The organism is Mesomycoplasma ovipneumoniae ATCC 29419 (assembly GCF_028885435.1).
Classification (GTDB): Bacteria; Bacillota_I; Bacilli_A; order Mycoplasmatales; family Metamycoplasmataceae; genus Mesomycoplasma; species Mesomycoplasma ovipneumoniae.
On the sequence record NZ_CP118522.1, the window covers coordinates 82,519 to 99,152 of the forward strand.

The 16,634-nt window shown below is 27.3% G+C and carries 19 protein-coding genes; 14 read left to right on the plus strand and 5 right to left on the minus strand.

Annotated elements, in window-relative coordinates; all coding sequences use genetic code 4:
• Positions 1-16 precede the first annotated feature (16 nt).
• Positions 17-1,675, minus strand: coding sequence for an IS1634 family transposase (locus PWA39_RS00365; RefSeq protein ID WP_274827456.1), 1,659 nt, complete (start codon positions 1,673-1,675; stop codon positions 17-19).
• 897 nt (positions 1,676-2,572) lie between these two features.
• Between PWA39_RS00365 and dcm_N the strand changes: the two genes are divergently transcribed.
• The 3 genes from dcm_N to PWA39_RS00380 all read left to right on the plus strand — a co-directional run bounded on the left by dcm_N (position 2,573) and on the right by PWA39_RS00380 (position 5,000).
• The gene (gene dcm_N, locus PWA39_RS00370) at positions 2,573-2,947 is read left to right on the plus strand and encodes a DNA (cytosine-5-)-methyltransferase N-terminal subunit (RefSeq protein ID WP_069099647.1); all 375 of its coding nucleotides are present in this window, start codon (positions 2,573-2,575) and stop codon (positions 2,945-2,947) included.
• Between the two features lie 73 nt (positions 2,948-3,020).
• Positions 3,021-3,800 carry a DNA (cytosine-5-)-methyltransferase gene (dcm, locus tag PWA39_RS00375; RefSeq protein WP_240534050.1) on the plus strand — a complete coding sequence of 260 codons (780 nt, stop codon included), beginning with the start codon at positions 3,021-3,023 and terminating at the stop codon, positions 3,798-3,800.
• A gap of 3 nt (positions 3,801-3,803) precedes the next feature.
• Positions 3,804-5,000, plus strand: coding sequence for an MAG4270 family putative restriction endonuclease (locus PWA39_RS00380; RefSeq protein WP_069099645.1), 1,197 nt, complete (start codon positions 3,804-3,806; stop codon positions 4,998-5,000).
• 24 nt (positions 5,001-5,024) lie between these two features.
• Here PWA39_RS00380 and PWA39_RS00385 read toward each other — a convergent pair whose 3' ends face one another.
• The 3 genes from PWA39_RS00385 to rplU form a co-directional block, all read right to left on the minus strand.
• The gene (locus PWA39_RS00385; protein WP_075949671.1) at positions 5,025-5,357 is read right to left on the minus strand and encodes a transposase; all 333 of its coding nucleotides are present in this window, start codon (positions 5,355-5,357) and stop codon (positions 5,025-5,027) included.
• A 71-nt stretch (positions 5,358-5,428) separates the two neighbouring features.
• Positions 5,429-5,683, minus strand: a complete 255-nt coding sequence (gene rpmA, locus PWA39_RS00390; RefSeq protein WP_010321253.1) for a 50S ribosomal protein L27 — start codon at positions 5,681-5,683, stop codon at positions 5,429-5,431.
• Between the two features lie 7 nt (positions 5,684-5,690).
• On the minus strand, positions 5,691-5,990 hold the full coding sequence (gene rplU / locus PWA39_RS00395) for a 50S ribosomal protein L21 (RefSeq protein WP_044284344.1): 300 nt from the start codon (positions 5,988-5,990) through the stop codon (positions 5,691-5,693).
• 163 nt (positions 5,991-6,153) lie between these two features.
• On the opposite strand from rplU, the gene PWA39_RS00400 reads away from it, so the two are divergent.
• The gene (locus PWA39_RS00400) at positions 6,154-6,813 is read left to right on the plus strand and encodes a uracil-DNA glycosylase (RefSeq protein WP_069099643.1); all 660 of its coding nucleotides are present in this window, start codon (positions 6,154-6,156) and stop codon (positions 6,811-6,813) included.
• A 46-nt stretch (positions 6,814-6,859) separates the two neighbouring features.
• A complete protein-coding gene (locus PWA39_RS00405; RefSeq protein ID WP_069099642.1) occupies positions 6,860-7,930 on the plus strand; it encodes a M20/M25/M40 family metallo-hydrolase in 1,071 nt (356 codons plus the stop codon).
• Positions 7,931-7,977: 47 nt separating this feature from the next.
• On the opposite strand, the gene PWA39_RS00410 is transcribed toward PWA39_RS00405, so the two are convergent.
• Positions 7,978-8,253 (minus strand): hypothetical protein, encoded by a 276-nt coding sequence (locus PWA39_RS00410; RefSeq protein WP_069099641.1) that lies wholly within the window; start codon positions 8,251-8,253, stop codon positions 7,978-7,980.
• 75 nt (positions 8,254-8,328) lie between these two features.
• Here PWA39_RS00410 and PWA39_RS00415 point away from each other — a divergent pair, with 75 nt between their 5' ends.
• The 9 genes from PWA39_RS00415 to PWA39_RS00455 all read left to right on the plus strand — a co-directional run bounded on the left by PWA39_RS00415 (position 8,329) and on the right by PWA39_RS00455 (position 15,853).
• Positions 8,329-9,120: a leucine-rich repeat domain-containing protein gene (locus PWA39_RS00415; protein ID WP_069099640.1), complete on the plus strand. Its 792-nt coding sequence runs from the start codon at positions 8,329-8,331 to the stop codon at positions 9,118-9,120.
• Between the two features lie 89 nt (positions 9,121-9,209).
• The gene (gene pyk, locus PWA39_RS00420; protein WP_080684857.1) at positions 9,210-10,646 is read left to right on the plus strand and encodes a pyruvate kinase; all 1,437 of its coding nucleotides are present in this window, start codon (positions 9,210-9,212) and stop codon (positions 10,644-10,646) included.
• A 229-nt stretch (positions 10,647-10,875) separates the two neighbouring features.
• Positions 10,876-11,526 (plus strand): translation initiation factor IF-3, encoded by a 651-nt coding sequence (gene infC / locus PWA39_RS00425; protein ID WP_010321260.1) that lies wholly within the window; start codon positions 10,876-10,878, stop codon positions 11,524-11,526.
• Positions 11,519-11,713 carry a 50S ribosomal protein L35 gene (gene rpmI, locus PWA39_RS00430; RefSeq protein WP_044284348.1) on the plus strand — a complete coding sequence of 65 codons (195 nt, stop codon included), beginning with the start codon at positions 11,519-11,521 and terminating at the stop codon, positions 11,711-11,713. Before infC ends, rpmI begins: the two co-directional genes overlap by 8 nt.
• A gap of 61 nt (positions 11,714-11,774) precedes the next feature.
• Entirely contained in the window at positions 11,775-12,131 is a 357-nt protein-coding gene (rplT, locus tag PWA39_RS00435; RefSeq protein WP_044284349.1) for a 50S ribosomal protein L20, read from the plus strand.
• A gap of 27 nt (positions 12,132-12,158) precedes the next feature.
• Positions 12,159-12,353 (plus strand): 50S ribosomal protein L28, encoded by a 195-nt coding sequence (rpmB, locus tag PWA39_RS00440; protein ID WP_010321263.1) that lies wholly within the window; start codon positions 12,159-12,161, stop codon positions 12,351-12,353.
• Between the two features lie 198 nt (positions 12,354-12,551).
• Positions 12,552-13,469, plus strand: coding sequence for a hypothetical protein (locus PWA39_RS00445; RefSeq protein ID WP_069099639.1), 918 nt, complete (start codon positions 12,552-12,554; stop codon positions 13,467-13,469).
• Positions 13,470-13,945: 476 nt separating this feature from the next.
• Positions 13,946-14,566, plus strand: coding sequence for a hypothetical protein (locus tag PWA39_RS00450; protein ID WP_274827457.1), 621 nt, complete (start codon positions 13,946-13,948; stop codon positions 14,564-14,566).
• 657 nt (positions 14,567-15,223) lie between these two features.
• On the plus strand, positions 15,224-15,853 hold the full coding sequence (locus PWA39_RS00455; protein ID WP_274827458.1) for a hypothetical protein: 630 nt from the start codon (positions 15,224-15,226) through the stop codon (positions 15,851-15,853).
• The last annotated feature ends 781 nt before the right edge of the window (positions 15,854-16,634 follow it).

Genomic DNA, 16,634 nt, shown 5'->3' on the forward strand with positions numbered 1-16,634 from the left:
GTTAATAACAATTTTTTTACTGATTTATTAACACATCATAGTAAAAATCATACCTATTTCAAATATTCGGATCACTAGGAACACCATCTCGATTTTTAAATATCATTTGCTGATCTAAAGTGTTAAATTCGACCCTTTGTCTTAATTTTTGCAACATCGTTACTAAACTAACCTCAGTTAATTGATTGTTTTGAAATAACTTGTTATCACTAATATGTTTGTTGATTTTAAATATTATAGTTTTTAAAATAACTAGTGAGATAAAACACAAAAGTGTATGAGCTAGAATGTGCTCGTCAATTCTTAAAAATACGAGTAGAATATTCAACAAACCTTTTAGACTTCTAAAATTAGCTTCAATATTCCACTGTTTTTGGTATTTTTCAACTATGTCTAAGACATTTGAATTTAGTATATTTGTTTCATAAACATAGTAACCATCAAATTGTTTGTCTTTGTCAATTTTACTTTGATCTAATTCAAATTTCATGTTTGAAATTTCCTTAAAATATTTAGGTTTTTTGCCAAACAATTTGTTTACTTCAATAAAACCATCTTTATTTTGCTTTTTAATAAAACTTTCGATTTGCTCTTCGCGAGCTTTGCTGTCTTTTATCGCTCTTTTTTGCACTGTAAGTAATAATTCTTCTTCTAATATTTTCGGTGTATCTTTTATTCTTATAAGATGAATAAAATTCTTCTTTTTATACTTAAAATCCGCACTTACATTAACATAATCGCTTGGATCTAGTAAATAATTTTTGAATTTTTGAGTTCCTACCTTTGCACGATAAGAAATAATGAAATTATAGTTTCTTGATTCAAGAAATCGAATATTTGCGGCAGTTGACATGCCACGATCAGCGATTATTGTCATATTTTTGATATTATATTTGGATTCAACATCTAATACAAAAGGGATTAATGTACTAGAATCGCCGGTATTTCCTTTAAAAACTTTAATATGAAAAGGAATACCATTTTTATCACACGCTAAGCCAATGACAATTTGGTCTTCTTTGAATTTAGCATCTTTAGAATAACCAGGAATTCTTAATCCATTTCTTTCAAATGTCTCAAAATAGACTGTTGATGAATCAAAATAAAATTCACTGTCCCTTTTTCCAAGTTCGCTTATAACCATTTTGTTGACACTATTTAAAAGTTGATTTTGTGACTCATAGACAAGATCTAAAAGTCTATAAAAGCTATTTTTGGAAGTATTTATTTGATTTGAGTAGTCATCCTTTTTATCAAAAGCATTAATAATGCTGCCAGGATCAGTGATCCGTTTTGAAATTAAGTAGTTAAAAATTTCCTTCATATTTTTATGTCTACTTTTAGGAAGTGATTCAAAAATATTGTGCTTTTCAATAAGTTTTTCAATTAATTCCCCGCCAACAAAAACCGAACCTTCGATTATGCTTGAATTTTTAATAGAATCAAGTAAAATAGCCTTGACTTTATCTTTGTCATCTAAATTTGAAAACAATTTCAATTTTTCTTTGATAATTTGAACAGCATTTGGATTAATTTTTTCCAAATTCCGCTCATTTCCTAAACTAAATCAACGTTTTGGATCTTTGGAATAACCTTGTGTTCAGCCAACATATTTATATGGTTTATCTTTTGAAGATCCTCAAACACTAAATAAAAACAAATTTTGTTTTTTCATAATGTATAATTATACCATAAAATTACTTAAAATGCTACCAAATGCTACCAATTAAAATTAAGGTTTTACATTCAAAAAGCACCGATTTACGGGTCTTTTTCATATTTATATTCACTAAAAAGTGAATTTTTGCCTTCAAACTGGGAAACTCGGGAATAACTACAAAGCAAAAACACTAAATTTTAAATCTGACCATCACGAAAGAAAAAATACAACTACTATTTAAACTCAATGCGAATAGAAAACTCATTTTTATTTACAGTGAGCCTAAAAAAATATATGAAGTTTTGAAAGAACAATAACCAAAAGCCATAAATTCAAAGATTTCTAAACGGGTAAATTTAAGGCATTCCATCATATTTAAAAACATAATGGATAATTCGCATTTTCTAATTTTTTTATGACAAAAACATAACTAATTTCCCCTTAATTCAATATCAAAATTTATTAATTTATTCTTAGTGAGTCTTATTATAACATAATTTTATTTTAGGCCAAACATTTTTTTCAAAAGGTTAATTTCTAAACTATAAAAATTAAGGTTTTAGCCTAAAAAAAACAAGCATTTACGGGTATTTTTTGCAAATTCACATTCACTAAAAGCGAATTTTTGCCATCAAACTGTCAAACTCAGGAGTTAAAAATTTAGGCTGATCTAACTAATTTTTTTAGATTTTTGCTCTAAAAAATAAACAAAATTAAAAAATAAACTCGGAAAAAAAGCCAACACCTTACTGTTAACTTTTTTGTCTTGGTTTATTTTTGCCTGGTTTTTTCAAAAATTTTCTATAAATTTATACACTTTTTGTAAAATTTACGATTTCTATAGTCTTTGAATTTACTTTAAGTTTTTATTACGCGTTATAATATAAAGTAATTTTTGAAGAAAGGTTATTTATGAAAAAAATAACTATTTTTGAAGCTTTTGCTGGTCTAGGATCACAATTACGTGCGCTCAAATTGGTAGGAAAAACTCTAAATTTTGAAGTTGAATCATTAGGAATTATTGAGTGATATATTCACGCTATTATTTCTTATCAAATTATTAATTATGAAGTCTTACCAGCAGATACAAAAACGCCAATAGAAGTAATTATTGATCAACTTTCTTCATTAAGCCTTTCAATAGATAGCAAAAATTTAGTGTCTAAAAATTATTTTCAAAAAATGAAGGAAGATAAATTGCGTAAAATTTATCCTTATTTTTTAAAAATGCTCAATAATCCGTCTCTCACTCACTCACTCTCTCTCTCTCTCTCTCTCTCCTTCTAAGAATAATAAAAATAATTATTATCCTTGATATTCAGATATTCATCAAGTTAATCAAATACCTAAAAATATAGATATTTTTACTTATTCTTTCCCTTGCCAAGACTTATCGACACAAGGATTACAAAAAGGTCTTAATCCTTCAACAAGAAGCGGGCTACTTTGGCAAATCAAAAGAATTTTAGAAAATAATTTAGATAATTTACCTAAAGTTTTGTTGATGGAAAATGTAAAAAATTTAGCTAGTCAAAAATTTCGTGCTGAATTTAATAATTGAATTAATTTTTTAAAAACTTTAGGCTACAAAAGTAAATGAAAAATTTTAAACTCTACTGATTTTGGTTCATCTCAAAATAGACAAAGAGTTTTCATGGTTTCTTGGTTGACTAATAAAAAATTTGAATGACCAACCCCAATAAAACATAACAATAATTTAAAGAAGATTTTAGATTTTACTCATGTACCAAATGAAGAAAATCTAGCTAGCAAAATTTCTAAATATCAACTAACAACCCCTAGAATAACAAACTCAAGTATTAAGAAAAGGGAAATTATTAATTTTACTAAATTTAATTCTGAAAACTATATTTATTATCCTGACTTTTTCGGGCCAACACTTACAGCATCAGGGGCTAACTCTAGACTTAAATTTTTGATTCAAGAAAACTACATAAGAGAAATAAATTTCTATGAGTCCTTTAAATATATGGGTTTTACAGCGTGTGATGCTCATAAAATTTATAAAACAAATTTAGTTCCACCAAAATCTATAATATTTTTAGCTGGTAATTCAATATCTATCGAAGTTCTAAAAGCACTATTTGAAAAAATTGTTTTGCTTTTAGAAAAGGAGTAATAGATGAGCGCAACTTTGAGATGGAGTAAATTAAAAATTAAAAGCAAACACTTTTCAGAAAACAAAGATAAACCACAATTTAAAGGGGAAATATTTTTTGTTTATGATATTGAAACTTTAGTAATTCATCATTTTTATATTAAAATTAATAGCTGTGTCATGTCTAAATTAGTAACTAAAAGTCATAGAGAAAAACATGAACAACACGATATTAATGAAACAAGTTGTTGCTATTATAAAAAAAGGGAAGATTTTTTTAATAGTCTTGAGCAAAAAGTTGTTCAAAAAGATAGACCACCTAGATCTAAAATTTATAATCAAGATGATTTACAAATCTTAAATAAAGATGAAATTGCAGAGTTAAATAAACTATTATCAAAACCAAATTTTTTAACCACAATTAAAAATTTATATAAATTTATCTATGGTTCCAACCCAGGTGGTGAATTATTTATACCTGAAAATGCTCCTATTATTTTAGATGATGAGGAAAATTTTGATAAAAATATCAGTTATTTTGCACTCTTTTTCACATATTATTCTGATTTTAAAAATAATAATTATGAATATGATGAATATTATGGTATTTATAAGGATGATGATTTATTCGAAGATGGTGAAAATTATTTTGATAGATTTAAAGATGCTCCTAAAAATTCAAAACTTCATAAAGTTTATCAATCATTAGTAAAACTCACTAGCAAAAAATCCAGTAAAGAAAGTGGCAAGAAAGTTTTAGCAGAAATTAAAAAGTATTTATCATTAGATCAAATTAATTCTTTAGTAGAAAAAGAAAGAACAAAAATTCAAAAAATTAAGATAGATTCTATTAATATTCTTGATTTGGATAAACAATTTTATTTAGACAGGGCACATATTTTCCCAGTTGAAAGAATTAAAGATGAAATAGTAAAACTAGTAAATAGGGAAAGCTATAAACTTGCCAGTCATGAAGTACAACGCTTTGTTAAAAAAATCACAGAAGCTCATAATTTAATAGCTTTAGATAAAAACTCACATACTCAGTTTGATAGAAATAAATTTACATGAGATTCCAAAAATGGAAAATTGGTGGTTAAGTGTTGCAACTCACCACAAACATGCGAGCATATATCTAAAAAAATTACCGATCTTCCAAAAGAAAAAATTACTGATGATATTTTAGATAATCTCTATTTAAGAAATTCTGGGAATATTTAGTTTTTTTGGTTCGCTAAGTTTTCCTTATTCTGATTTATCTTTAGTTATTTCGTAATATCTCTTAGCTATTTCTATTAATTCTTCTATTGTAAATTCGTTTCAATCAGGTTCAATTTGTTTTTTAGGTTTGCGACTGCCCGGCTTTTTGTTGGCACCCTTTTTATTTAATAATTGATCTTGCATACCATTATTATAGCATCGAATATTTTTTTCGATTCTTAGATCTAGATGTTTTCTGGTTATAAAATTTGTATCTGGCGAAATATCATTTATATAATTTATTGTTTGTTTTAATCCAAATTCACTGTTAATTTTATAAATCATATCAAACTCGTCTTTTATAAAGTGTCTTGACATTAGTATTCTCCTTTTTGTTGCATTTGAAAATTTAAAAAAGCTAACACCCGAAGTGTCAGCTTTTTTAAATTTTAATCGCTAACAATAACTGTTGCATATTTGCGCTTTCTAGTTTTATGAAATTTTACAATTCCATCAGCAAGTGCAAATAAAGTATCATCGCCACCAATTCCAACATTTAATCCAGGGTAAATTTTAGTTCCCCTTTGGCGGTAAATTATTGAACCAGTTAGCGCAAATTGTCCATCAGCGATTTTTTGACCGAGTCTACGACCTATCGAATCACGGCCATTCTTGGTAGAACCACCAGCTTTGGTCTTTGCCATTTCTAAATTATCCCTTCAATTCTGTTATTTTTACGCGGGTAAAGGGTTGTCTGTGCCCTAATTTACGTTTGTGAGTTGATTTTGGATTGTGACGGTAAACGACAATTTTTTTACCACGGCCTTGTTTTTCGACAACGCCAACAACAGTTGCATTTTCAACAAAAGGAGTTCCAATTTTTCCATTAATAAAAAGAACATCTGTGAAAATTACATTTTCACCTTCATTTTTATCAATTTTTTCAATAAAAATTGTTTGATCCTTTTCAACTAAAAGCTGTTTACCACCGGTTTTAATAATTGCAAACATAAGATGCTCCTATGAATAATCATCCTAAAGGCACTAAATACTGATATTATTTAGATTTTAACCTTTTTGGTATGGGATGGTTTAACAAAATAAACAAAGAAATTATACCACTTTTATTAAAAAAGCAAAAAAATTATTTTTTTAGTTTGTTATAATTTGACCTATGAAATCTAGCCTAACTTTTTCCACTTTTTTAGAACAAGAAAGAAACAAAACTTATTTCCAACAGCTTGAAAAAACACTAGAAATTGAATACAAAAATTATCAAATATACCCGCAAAAACAAGACTTATTTCGTGCCATCGAGCTAACAAGTCTTGAAAAGTTAAAAATAGTAATTGTCGGCCAAGACCCTTATCATCAAAAAGGACAAGCAGATGGACTCGCTTTTTCCAGTCGCGCAAAAATTTTACCACCATCGCTTAAAAATATTTTTTCTGAAATAAAAAAATCATATCCAAACTTTTCAAAAACAGACGGAAATCTGCAAAATTGAGCAAAACAAGGTGTTCTTTTATTAAATACAGTTCTTTCTGTCAGAGAATCAAGTCCTAATTCACATGAAAAAATAGGATGACAAACTTTTAGTCTTAATTTAATAAATTTTATTGTGGCCAACAAAAAAGACATTGTTTTTTTAATTTTAGGTCAAAAGGCTAAAACTTGCCTTAAAAATGTGGACTTTTCTGTTCAAAAAGTGTTTTTTTATTCACATCCTTCGCCTCTGGGTTTTTGAAGGTCGCTAGAAAATTCAAGAGTTTTTGAAAAAATCAATGATTTTTTAAAACTAAAAAATAAAGAGCAAATTAATTGGAATTTATAGAAAAAAGTGTATAATTTTATATCAAAAACGTTTAAAGGAATTTGTTATGCAAATATTAGAAAAATTAAAAAAATATTGCGATATTGATGGAATGTCCCGTTATGAGGATGAAATTGTTGCTGAATTAAAAAGGTCAACTGCTAATCTTGATCTAAATTATTCTCGTGACGGTTTTGGGTCATTAATTATGCAACAAAAAAAGCAAAATTCTGGACCTAAAATAGTTGTTGCAGCACATATGGATGAGGTTGGCTTCATCGTTTTAGACATTACCGAAAAAGGTTATATAAAAGTAAAATCTGTTGGTGGTATTTGAGGAAACGCTGTAATTGGTGCTAAATTTAAGTTAATAAACTCTTTAGGCCAAGAATTTTACGGTGTTGCTGGTCATACTTCGATTCACATTATGGAACGCCAGAAAATTGAAAAAGCTTTGATGGTAAAAGATCTTTATTTTGATTTTGGCTTTAGATCAAAAAAAGAAGCCCAAGATCTTTCCGTTGAAATAGGAAACAGAATTTACTTTAATAACCCTAGTTTTTTGATGCATAATCAAGATTATTTTGCATCAAAAGCGATAGATAACCGTGCTGGAGTTGTTGTAATTGACGAACTTGCTCATCGTTTGCATAATAAAAATTTAAAATCTAATCCAATTTTAGTCGGAACTGTTCAAGAAGAAGTCGGTTCACGTGGTGCAAAAATGGTTGCAAAAATGATTAAAGCTGATGTTGCTTTTGCAATTGATACAGGTGCTGCCCATGATACTGAGGATGCAATCCCTGGCGTGCAAAAATTAGGAGCCGGAGTTGCTATTGATATTGCCGATGGTGGCGCACTCATGGATCCAAGACTTGTTGACATTATTTTTAAAATTGCCAAAGAAAGAAACATACCAATTTACCGATATGTTTCTCAAGGTGGAGGGACTGATGCAGAAGAACTCCAATATTCAGGATATGGAACTCCGACAGTTAGCATCTCGATTCCACAGCGCTATTTACATTCAACATATGGCCTAATTAGTATTTCTGACATTAAGGCTGCAACTGATTTAATCGAGGCTTTTATTTTAGAATTTGGCCAAGAAGAAAATGAACAATTAATTTATAAATAATAGTTTAAAATTCTTTTTGTTATATTTAAAATTTAACAGTAATTAAGTTAATAAATAAAATAAATTGGTTGTTTTAGTGCTTTTTCTGCTTCTGCTTTAGCAAGTTTTGAGTCATCTCATTTTACAGTATGACCGTCACTTTTAATTTCACCAGATCCTGTTGTAAAAGTTCGATAAACAGCGGCGATTCCGAGTAAAGCAGGTGCTATTTTTCCAACTGCAGTTGCTACATTTGAAATAACAGCAAAAGCACCAGCTCCGCTAGTTTCATGTTTATCTTTTTCGCTTAATTTAACGAAATTTTGGTTTGGTTGTTTTTTCATTATTTGTATCTCCTTTCACCCAAAGTTAGTCAAAAGTCCAAAATAGGTCTAAAAAAGGAAAAATTTAGGAAAAAAGTGCAAGTTTTCATATTATCCCGCGATGAAGCATTAAAAATAATTAAAAATTCAGAATTTTTGCAAGGAAAAATTCTGAATTTATCATCCTTTAATTTTCAAGAAATTGGTGATTTTGCTTTTTCAGGAATGAATTTAGAAATAAAAAAACTAATTTTGCCAAATTCACTTTTAAAAATTGGCGAGTCTGCTTTCATGTTAAATAAAATTGAGGAAGTAGTTTTTGGCCCAAATGTTGAAATTATTTTAGACTCAGCTTTTGAATCTAATTTAATAAAAAATATTAAAATTCCTGAAAAAGTAACTGTATTAAATAGCTCAGTTTTTGCAAATAATCAAATTGAAAACCTCCTAATTCCTGAATGAGTTAGCCAAATTAAATCTGATTCATTTGCCGACAATGCGATCCAAACCATTAAATTTAATTCAAACAAAATTAATGTTGATATTTACTCTTTTGTTGGAAACTCACCAAAAAAAATTGATATTTTTGGTGAGTTTTCTTTTAAAAATGATAGTAAATTGTTGAATTTCTATAAAGTCAAATTTGATTTTTTTAAAAATTTTGACAAATTTGAAAATAACTTCAAAATTATTGTTGAGAATTTTGAAGTTAGCCAAATTTTCTTATCATTCAACTGAGAAAATTTGGAGACTATAAACTTAATTTCGTCTCATTTTCAAACTGAAAAAGAGCTTGAAATTTTTATTAACAAGTCAAAAATAGATAAAAATCTTCATTTTGAAGGTTCAGGGCCTGATTTTTTGAAAAAAACATTAAAAATTTGCTAATATTTTTTTAGTTTGATATTATAATTATAAATAATTTTTTATATATTTTCAACAATTCGAAAACTAAAAACAAGGACACAAACAAAATCATGAATGCAATGAAAAATTATATTTCAAAAAGAACGAAAATAATTGCGACAATCGGCCCATCAACCCAAGATTATGAAGTTTTAAAACAATTAGTTTTAGCTGGAGTTAGCGTAATTCGGGCTAATTTTTCTCACGGAACATACGAAGAGCAACGTCAAAAATTCGAAAATGCTCGCAAAGCTTCTCAAGAACTTCAAATTCCAATTTCAATTATGCTTGACACAAAAGGACCTGAAATCCGTGTAGGTAAAATTCTTAATGGTTCGCAAAAAATTCTTGCAAATCAACATTTAACTGTCCTAACTGATAAAGATTCTTATGAAAATTTTGAAGGAACTGACCAAGTAATAACTGTTTCACACGAAATTGATAAAGACTTAAAAGTTGGCGACAGAGTTCTTTTTGATGATGGAAAATTACAATCAGAAGTTGTTGAAATTGAAGATGGAAAAGTTGTTGTAAAGACAAAAAATTCCCACATTTTAAAACCAAACAAGCGCCTAAATATGCCTGGGGTTCCTTTTTCATTACCTTTTTTATCTCAAAAAGACATTAACGACGTGCTTTTTGGGATTTCAGAAAATATTAATTATGTTGCTGCATCCTTTGTAAATTCAGCTGAAAATGTTAAGGAATTACGTAAACTTTTAGATGAAAACGGTGGTTCTCACATTCAAATAATTTCAAAAATAGAATCAACATTAGGTCTTGAAAATATCGATGAAATCATCGAGTTATCTGATGGAATTATGGTAGCCCGTGGTGATTTAGGACTCGAAGTTCCTTATGAAGAAGTTCCTTATCAACAAAAAAGAATAATTAGAAAATGTCGTTTTGCAGGTAAAACTGTTGTTGTGGCAACACAAATGCTTGATTCAATGGAAAAATCTTCTCAACCAACTCGTGCTGAGGTTTCTGATGTTTATTGAGCAACTGAATTAGGTGCTGATGCGACAATGTTATCTGGTGAATCAGCCCAAGGACAATTTCCTGTTGAGTCAGTTCAAGTTATGGCCGTAATTAATAAAAGAGCCGAAAAAGAGTTCTATAATAAGCTTTTTTATACAAAACAGTTGGCAGTAATTACTAAAAATTCAAAAGGTCCTCGAGCAAAAATTGCTCACAAATTAGCTCACCTTGCTTATGAAAATGAAATAAAATATACTGTTGTTTTATCAAGAACTGGCGAACTTTTAAAAGCAATAGCTAAGTTTCGTCCAAATACCGCCGTTATTGGTGTTGTAAATAATGAAAAATTAATTTCAGGATTTGGAATAACATCTTCAGTTTTTGTTTCAATTAATTCTATTTCTGAATTTAACGCGATAAAAAGCGATTTTAATTTAGCGCGTAATGTTTTAAAACCATTTGGAGCTGAAAAGGGAGACACCTTTTTAGTAGTTGAAAACGAAAAAATGGTGCAATTTGTTTATTAATTTTTAAATTTTTAAAAATTTGCTTTTGAAAATTTAAAAATTAAGTATAATTATAATGCAAATTTTTATTTGCAGAAAGTAGATTTGCTCTCACCTGAAGATCGCAGGATCTTGGGTTTACCTAGCAAACAAAGATTATTATTTTTTTGTTTAAATTATAATTTAATACTTTTTAAGATTTTTGTATAAACATAGTAAAAACCATTGAAAATGGAGATAAATTTAAATTTTGAATCCTAAAAATCTTTTTCAAAGAAAGCCACAACAAGATCACCAAATTAACGAAAATATCATGTTTCCTAACGTTTTTTTAGTTGGATCTGACAATGAAAAAATTGGAAAAACTCCGACTAAAGAAGCGCTTGAACTTGCAAAATCCAAAGGACTTGACTTAGTTTTAATTTCAATTAAAGAAGTAAAAACTAAAGATGAAAAAGTTCAAAAAGTTCCAATAGCGAAAATTCTTGATTATGGTAAGTTTCGATACGACATAAAAAAGAAAAAAAAGGAAGAAAAGGAAAAGCAATCCTTTACTAATAACCGCGAAATACGGGTTAGTTTTAATATTAACAAGCAAGATATTCTTGTAAAATCAAAAAAAGCTAGAGAGTTTATTCTTGATGGCGACCGTGTAAAAATTGCTCTTCGTTTTCGTGGTCGTGAAATTACCCGAATTGATCAAGGTAAAATAACACTTGAGATATTTTTTGATCAATTGAAATACATTGCCAAAAAAAGCAAGGAAATTTCACAAAACGGTAATTTTTTAGTTATGCATCTTGAACGTGATCGCAAAAAACTACCTAAATTCACTTCTTCAAAACAGCTAAAAGAACTTTTAGAATACGAAGAAATTCAAAATAAGGAAAAAAATGCCTAAAATCAAATTAAAAACAAAGTCAGCTTTGAAAAAAAGAATTAAGGTTACTGCAACCGGAAAAATTAAACACGGACATGCATATCGCTCACATTTAGCGCAAAATAAATCTACAAAACAAAAGCGTCAATCAAGAAAAGCTACTTTAATCGATCCTTCAGATTACAAAAGAATAAAAAAACTAATTTAATTAATTCAAAGAATTCACTAAATTTTTTGAAACTACATTATATAAAAGGAGAAATTTTATTATGAGAGTCAAAGGTGGAAGTGTAACGCGCCAGCGTCGCCGTCGTTGATTAAAATTAGCAAAAGGTTATTGAGGGCATAAATCAATCGGATTTAAAGTTGCAAAACAAGCAGTAATTAAATCTTGAACCTATGCTTTTCGTGATCGAAAACAGCGTAAACGTGAATTTCGAAAATTATGAATTAGTAGAATAAATGCTGCAGCTCGTGACCAAGGAATTTCATATTCGCAATTAATGCATAAAATCAAACTTGCTAACATTGAAATTAATCGTAAAATGCTTGCTGAAATGGCAATTAGTCGCAAAACTGAATTTGATAATATCATTAAAATTGCTTTAGAAAAAGGTCAAAAATAATCCCTTTCTTATCACAGGAGGAAAAAAATGGCAAGAAAAGACCCAATTTCACAACGTGGACCAATGAGCGGAAATAACCGTTCTCACGCCCTAAATGCAACAAAACGTAAATTTAATTTAAATTTACAACAAATAGTACTAAAAACTGCCTCAGGGCAAAAAGTTCGTATTAAAGTTTCAGCTAAAACCAAAAAAACCTTACAAAAATGAGGAAAAATTTAAAATCTGAAATTTTAAATAGAATAAAACTACCTTAAAAAATAAAGAAACAAACACATTAATTTAGACGCATCAAAAAAGGTGTGTCTATTTTTTTTATTAATTTATTTTAAATTGCAATTTATTCTTTTTAAAATTAGTAAATTATGTTAAAATTAATTTAATAATTTTATATAGTTTAAACAAATTTAAAGGATAATTATGAAAAAAATATTACCTTATGGGATGCTAATGCTCTTGAGTGCAAGCCCAATCATTATAGCAGCTTCAATTAACAAGCCAAACACACAAAATTATAATTCATATGCTAATATGAATTCGAAAAAAGATAAAGTAAACGTTTCTTTATTACGCGAAGAAGCAAAAAAAACATTAGATCATATTAGAAAATTAGATGCTGAAAACTTTAGCGCTAATTCTGAGGAAAACAATCCCATAAAAATCGCTGATTTTACAAAATTTGAAAATGATTTTAATTCTTTCATTGATAAAATTGAAAAAAATCCTAGTGCAGATTTAGAACAATTAGCAAAAACACAGTTAAAAACAAAAGGGTTGGATTTAGACAAAATTATTAAAGAAAACTCTAAAAATCTCAAAACTGAATCTTCCAAAAACACCAAGATTAATTCGGTTAACTTTTCTTCTTATTCAAGTAGTGATTCTATGACCTTTGAACAATTAGCAAATGAGATTTGAAATGGTCATGTAAAATCATCAGTTTTTGCTGCTATCAATTATGCTCTTACAATCGCTTATGCCTTTTCTTGAAATTTTTTTGCTGTCGCCGCATCAGCAACAGCTGCTGGAACCTTAACTTATTTAGCTATTGAATATAAGCGAGCTTATAACGACATGACTAATGATTCTGAATGACTAAGGATTAGGTATCAAAAAATTAAGGAATTTGAAGATTGAAACAAGAGGGTATTTATCCCAGAAGTAAGAAAGGCTAAGACGCGTATTTATTCAATACTTAAAACAATTGACGTCTTAAGAAAAATAGTATTAAAAACTAGACCAATTTTAGTTTCTGCTAGTTGAGTGAATTGGAAAATTAAACTTGCCCTTGCTGTAATTGATGTTATTCAAAATATAATTTGAAGATTTGTATTATAAAAATATAGGACAACTAATTTAATTAGATAATGTTTGATAAAAAAAGTTTAGAAAAATTTTTTAATCTAAAATTTAATAATTGAATTTTTTTTATTCCATTTTTTGGTACTAATAGCTATTATAAATTATTTGATTTACTTGTAGAATACAACAGTTTTGAGGGGATTTTATACTATAAAACCAGACTAATTTCGAGACTTTTCTATTTAATTCTTCATTTATTTTCAATCATTTTGACCATTTCATTATTTGTGTTAATTTTTGTTTACAGAGTTCATTTTTTTTCTTTTGGTGAAAATTTTGTTTTTAGCCTAGAAAATAAACATAATTATTTTTACGACTATAATATTTGATTTCCGAATATTATGAATGTGGCGATATATTCTTTCATTGCGTTTTTTGGGTTTTTTTTAAATGCTTTTTGAGCAAAATTTGTTATTTACTTTTTTAAGAAATTTTTATACCGAAAATATGATTTGAAAAATAAAACCACAACCTTTGAATTTTTACAAAATTTTAATTTAGAATCTTTTGTAAATTCCGTTCTTGTTGACACTGAAAATTGTAAAAAAAAGAGGAAGAAATCAAGAAAAATTTGTTGAAAATATCAACATAACTACCCAATAATTAGCCTTTTCACAGAAGTAATCAACTCCCCTAAGCGTACTAGACGTTCTTTTAAATATCATTATATTAAGTTAAGGAACCGCAAGGAAATTAGTGAATTTAACTGGGTTGTAACTGTGGTTCAAAACTATTATTGATTTTATACATTTATTTTTGCTTCAATTTTTAATAAAAATGAAAAAAATTTTAATAGAAAAAAGTTTTTCTACTATTTATTTAAAATTTTATTTTTTTATATTTTATCAATATGAATTCTTCTTTTGTCAGTAATTTTTGTATTCTTTAATCATTTTCTTCTTGATGAACAAACATTTTGGTTAAAAATTTCAGCATTAGGATCTGTTATTATTGTCATTTTTATATCCGTTGTTATGCTAGAATCTATATTTATTGAGTGGTCATATCGCCGCATTAAAAAGCGATTTTTTGATGCTAATCTAATTAAGTCTGAAGAGCAAGATTCAATATAATTGTTTTTTTTAAGGACATTATCTAAATGCCACAAATTAGATTTCTATTTGAAAAATCCATAATAATCTAAAACACAAAATTATGAACACTCCCAATTTATAATTTTATATATTTCAAATAAATTTAAAGGACACTTAGTATAATTGATATAATTCAAATTGCAACTTGAAATTTGTATAAAAATAGAGTTTAATCAATTTAATTAGATAATGTTTAATAAAGAAAGTTTAGAAAAATTTTTCAATTTAAAATTCAATAATTGGATTTTTTTTATCCCATTTTTTGGTACTAATAGCTATTATAAATTATTTGATTTACTTGTAGAATACAACAGTTTTGAGCCGATTTTTTACTATAAAACCAAGTTAATTTCGTGACTTTTCTATTTAATTCTTAATTTATTTTCAATTATTTTAACTATTTTATTATTTGTGTTAATTTTTGTTTATAGAGTTCATTTTTTTTCTTTAGGCAAAAATTTTGTTTTTAGCTTGGAAAATAAAGATAATTTTTTTTATGACTATAATATTTGATTTCCGAATATTATGAATGTTGTGATATATTCTTTCATTGCATTTTTTGGATTTTTTTTAAATGCTTTTTGAGCAAAACTTGTTATTTACTTTTTTAAGAAATTTTTATACCGAAAATATGATTTGAAAAATAAAGCTACAACTTTTGAATTTTTGCAAAATTTTAATTTAGAATCTTTTGTAAATTCCGTTCTTGTTGACACTGAAAATTGTAAAAAAAAGAGGAAGAAATCAAGAAAAATTTGCTGAAAATATCAACCTTGGGAAACAAGAATTAGTAATTTAAGAGAAAAAATTCCGTCCCCTAAACATGTTTTATTTACTAGACGTTTTGTTAAATATTATTATATTAAGTTAAGGAACCGCAAGGAAATTAGTGAATTTGACTGGGTTGTAACTGATGTACAAAACTATTATTGATTCTATACGTTTGTTTTTGCTTCAATTTTTAATAAAAAGGAAAAAAATTTTAATAGAAAAAAGTTTTACTACTACTTATTTAAAATTTTATTTTTTTATATTTTAACAATTTGAATTTTTCTTTTGTCAACAATTTTTGCATTCCTTAATCATTTTCTTCTTGATAACCCGACATTTTTCTGAAAAATTTCATCAATGGCAGTTGTTATTTTTGTCATTTTTGAATTCGTTGATATCCAAAAACGTATATTTATTGAGTGAACATATCGCCGCATCAAAAAGCGATTTTTTGATGCTAATCTAATTAAGTCTGAAAAACAAGATTCAATATAACTGTTTTTTAAGGAATTTATCTAAATGCTCTAAATTAGTTCAAAAAATTCAGATTATTGCATTTTATCTATGATTTTGATTGTATTGTTTTAGTTGATTTTTCAGTATTTTATTCCTGAGTTTGATAGTTTGATGGCAAAAATTCATTTTTATTGAATACAAATACGCAAAAATACCAGTAAATACGGGTTTTTGAGGCTAAAATCTTAATTTTTATAGTTTTGAAATTAACCTTTTGCAAAAAAATTTTAAAAAAATGCTTGGTCTAAAATAAAATTATGTTATAATAATCCTAACTAAGAATGTATTAATAAATTTTGATATTGAATTAAGGGGATTAATTATGTTTTTGCCATAAAAAAATCAGAAAATGCGAATTTTCCATTATATTTTTAAATATGATGGAATGCCATAAATTTGACCGTTTAGAAATCTACAAATTTATGGCTTTTAATTATTGTTCTTTCAAAACTTCATATATTTTTTTTAGGCTCAATGTAAGTAAAAACGAGCTTTCTATTTGCATTGAGTTTAAATAGTAGTTGTATTTTTTTTCGTGATGGTCAGATTTAAAATTTAGTGTTTTTGGGTTTGGGTTGATAGTTATTTTTCCTGGGTTTGCCAGTTTGATGGTGAAAATTATGTCAAAGGGATGAATTTAACACCTTAAATCAGCGTCTAAATTACACTGTAAAATGCAAAATTAGGATTTTAAAGTTTTTAGATTTTGTAATTTTAATGCACTTAAATTTTCTTTAACTGTGAATTTGTTGGTGATTTG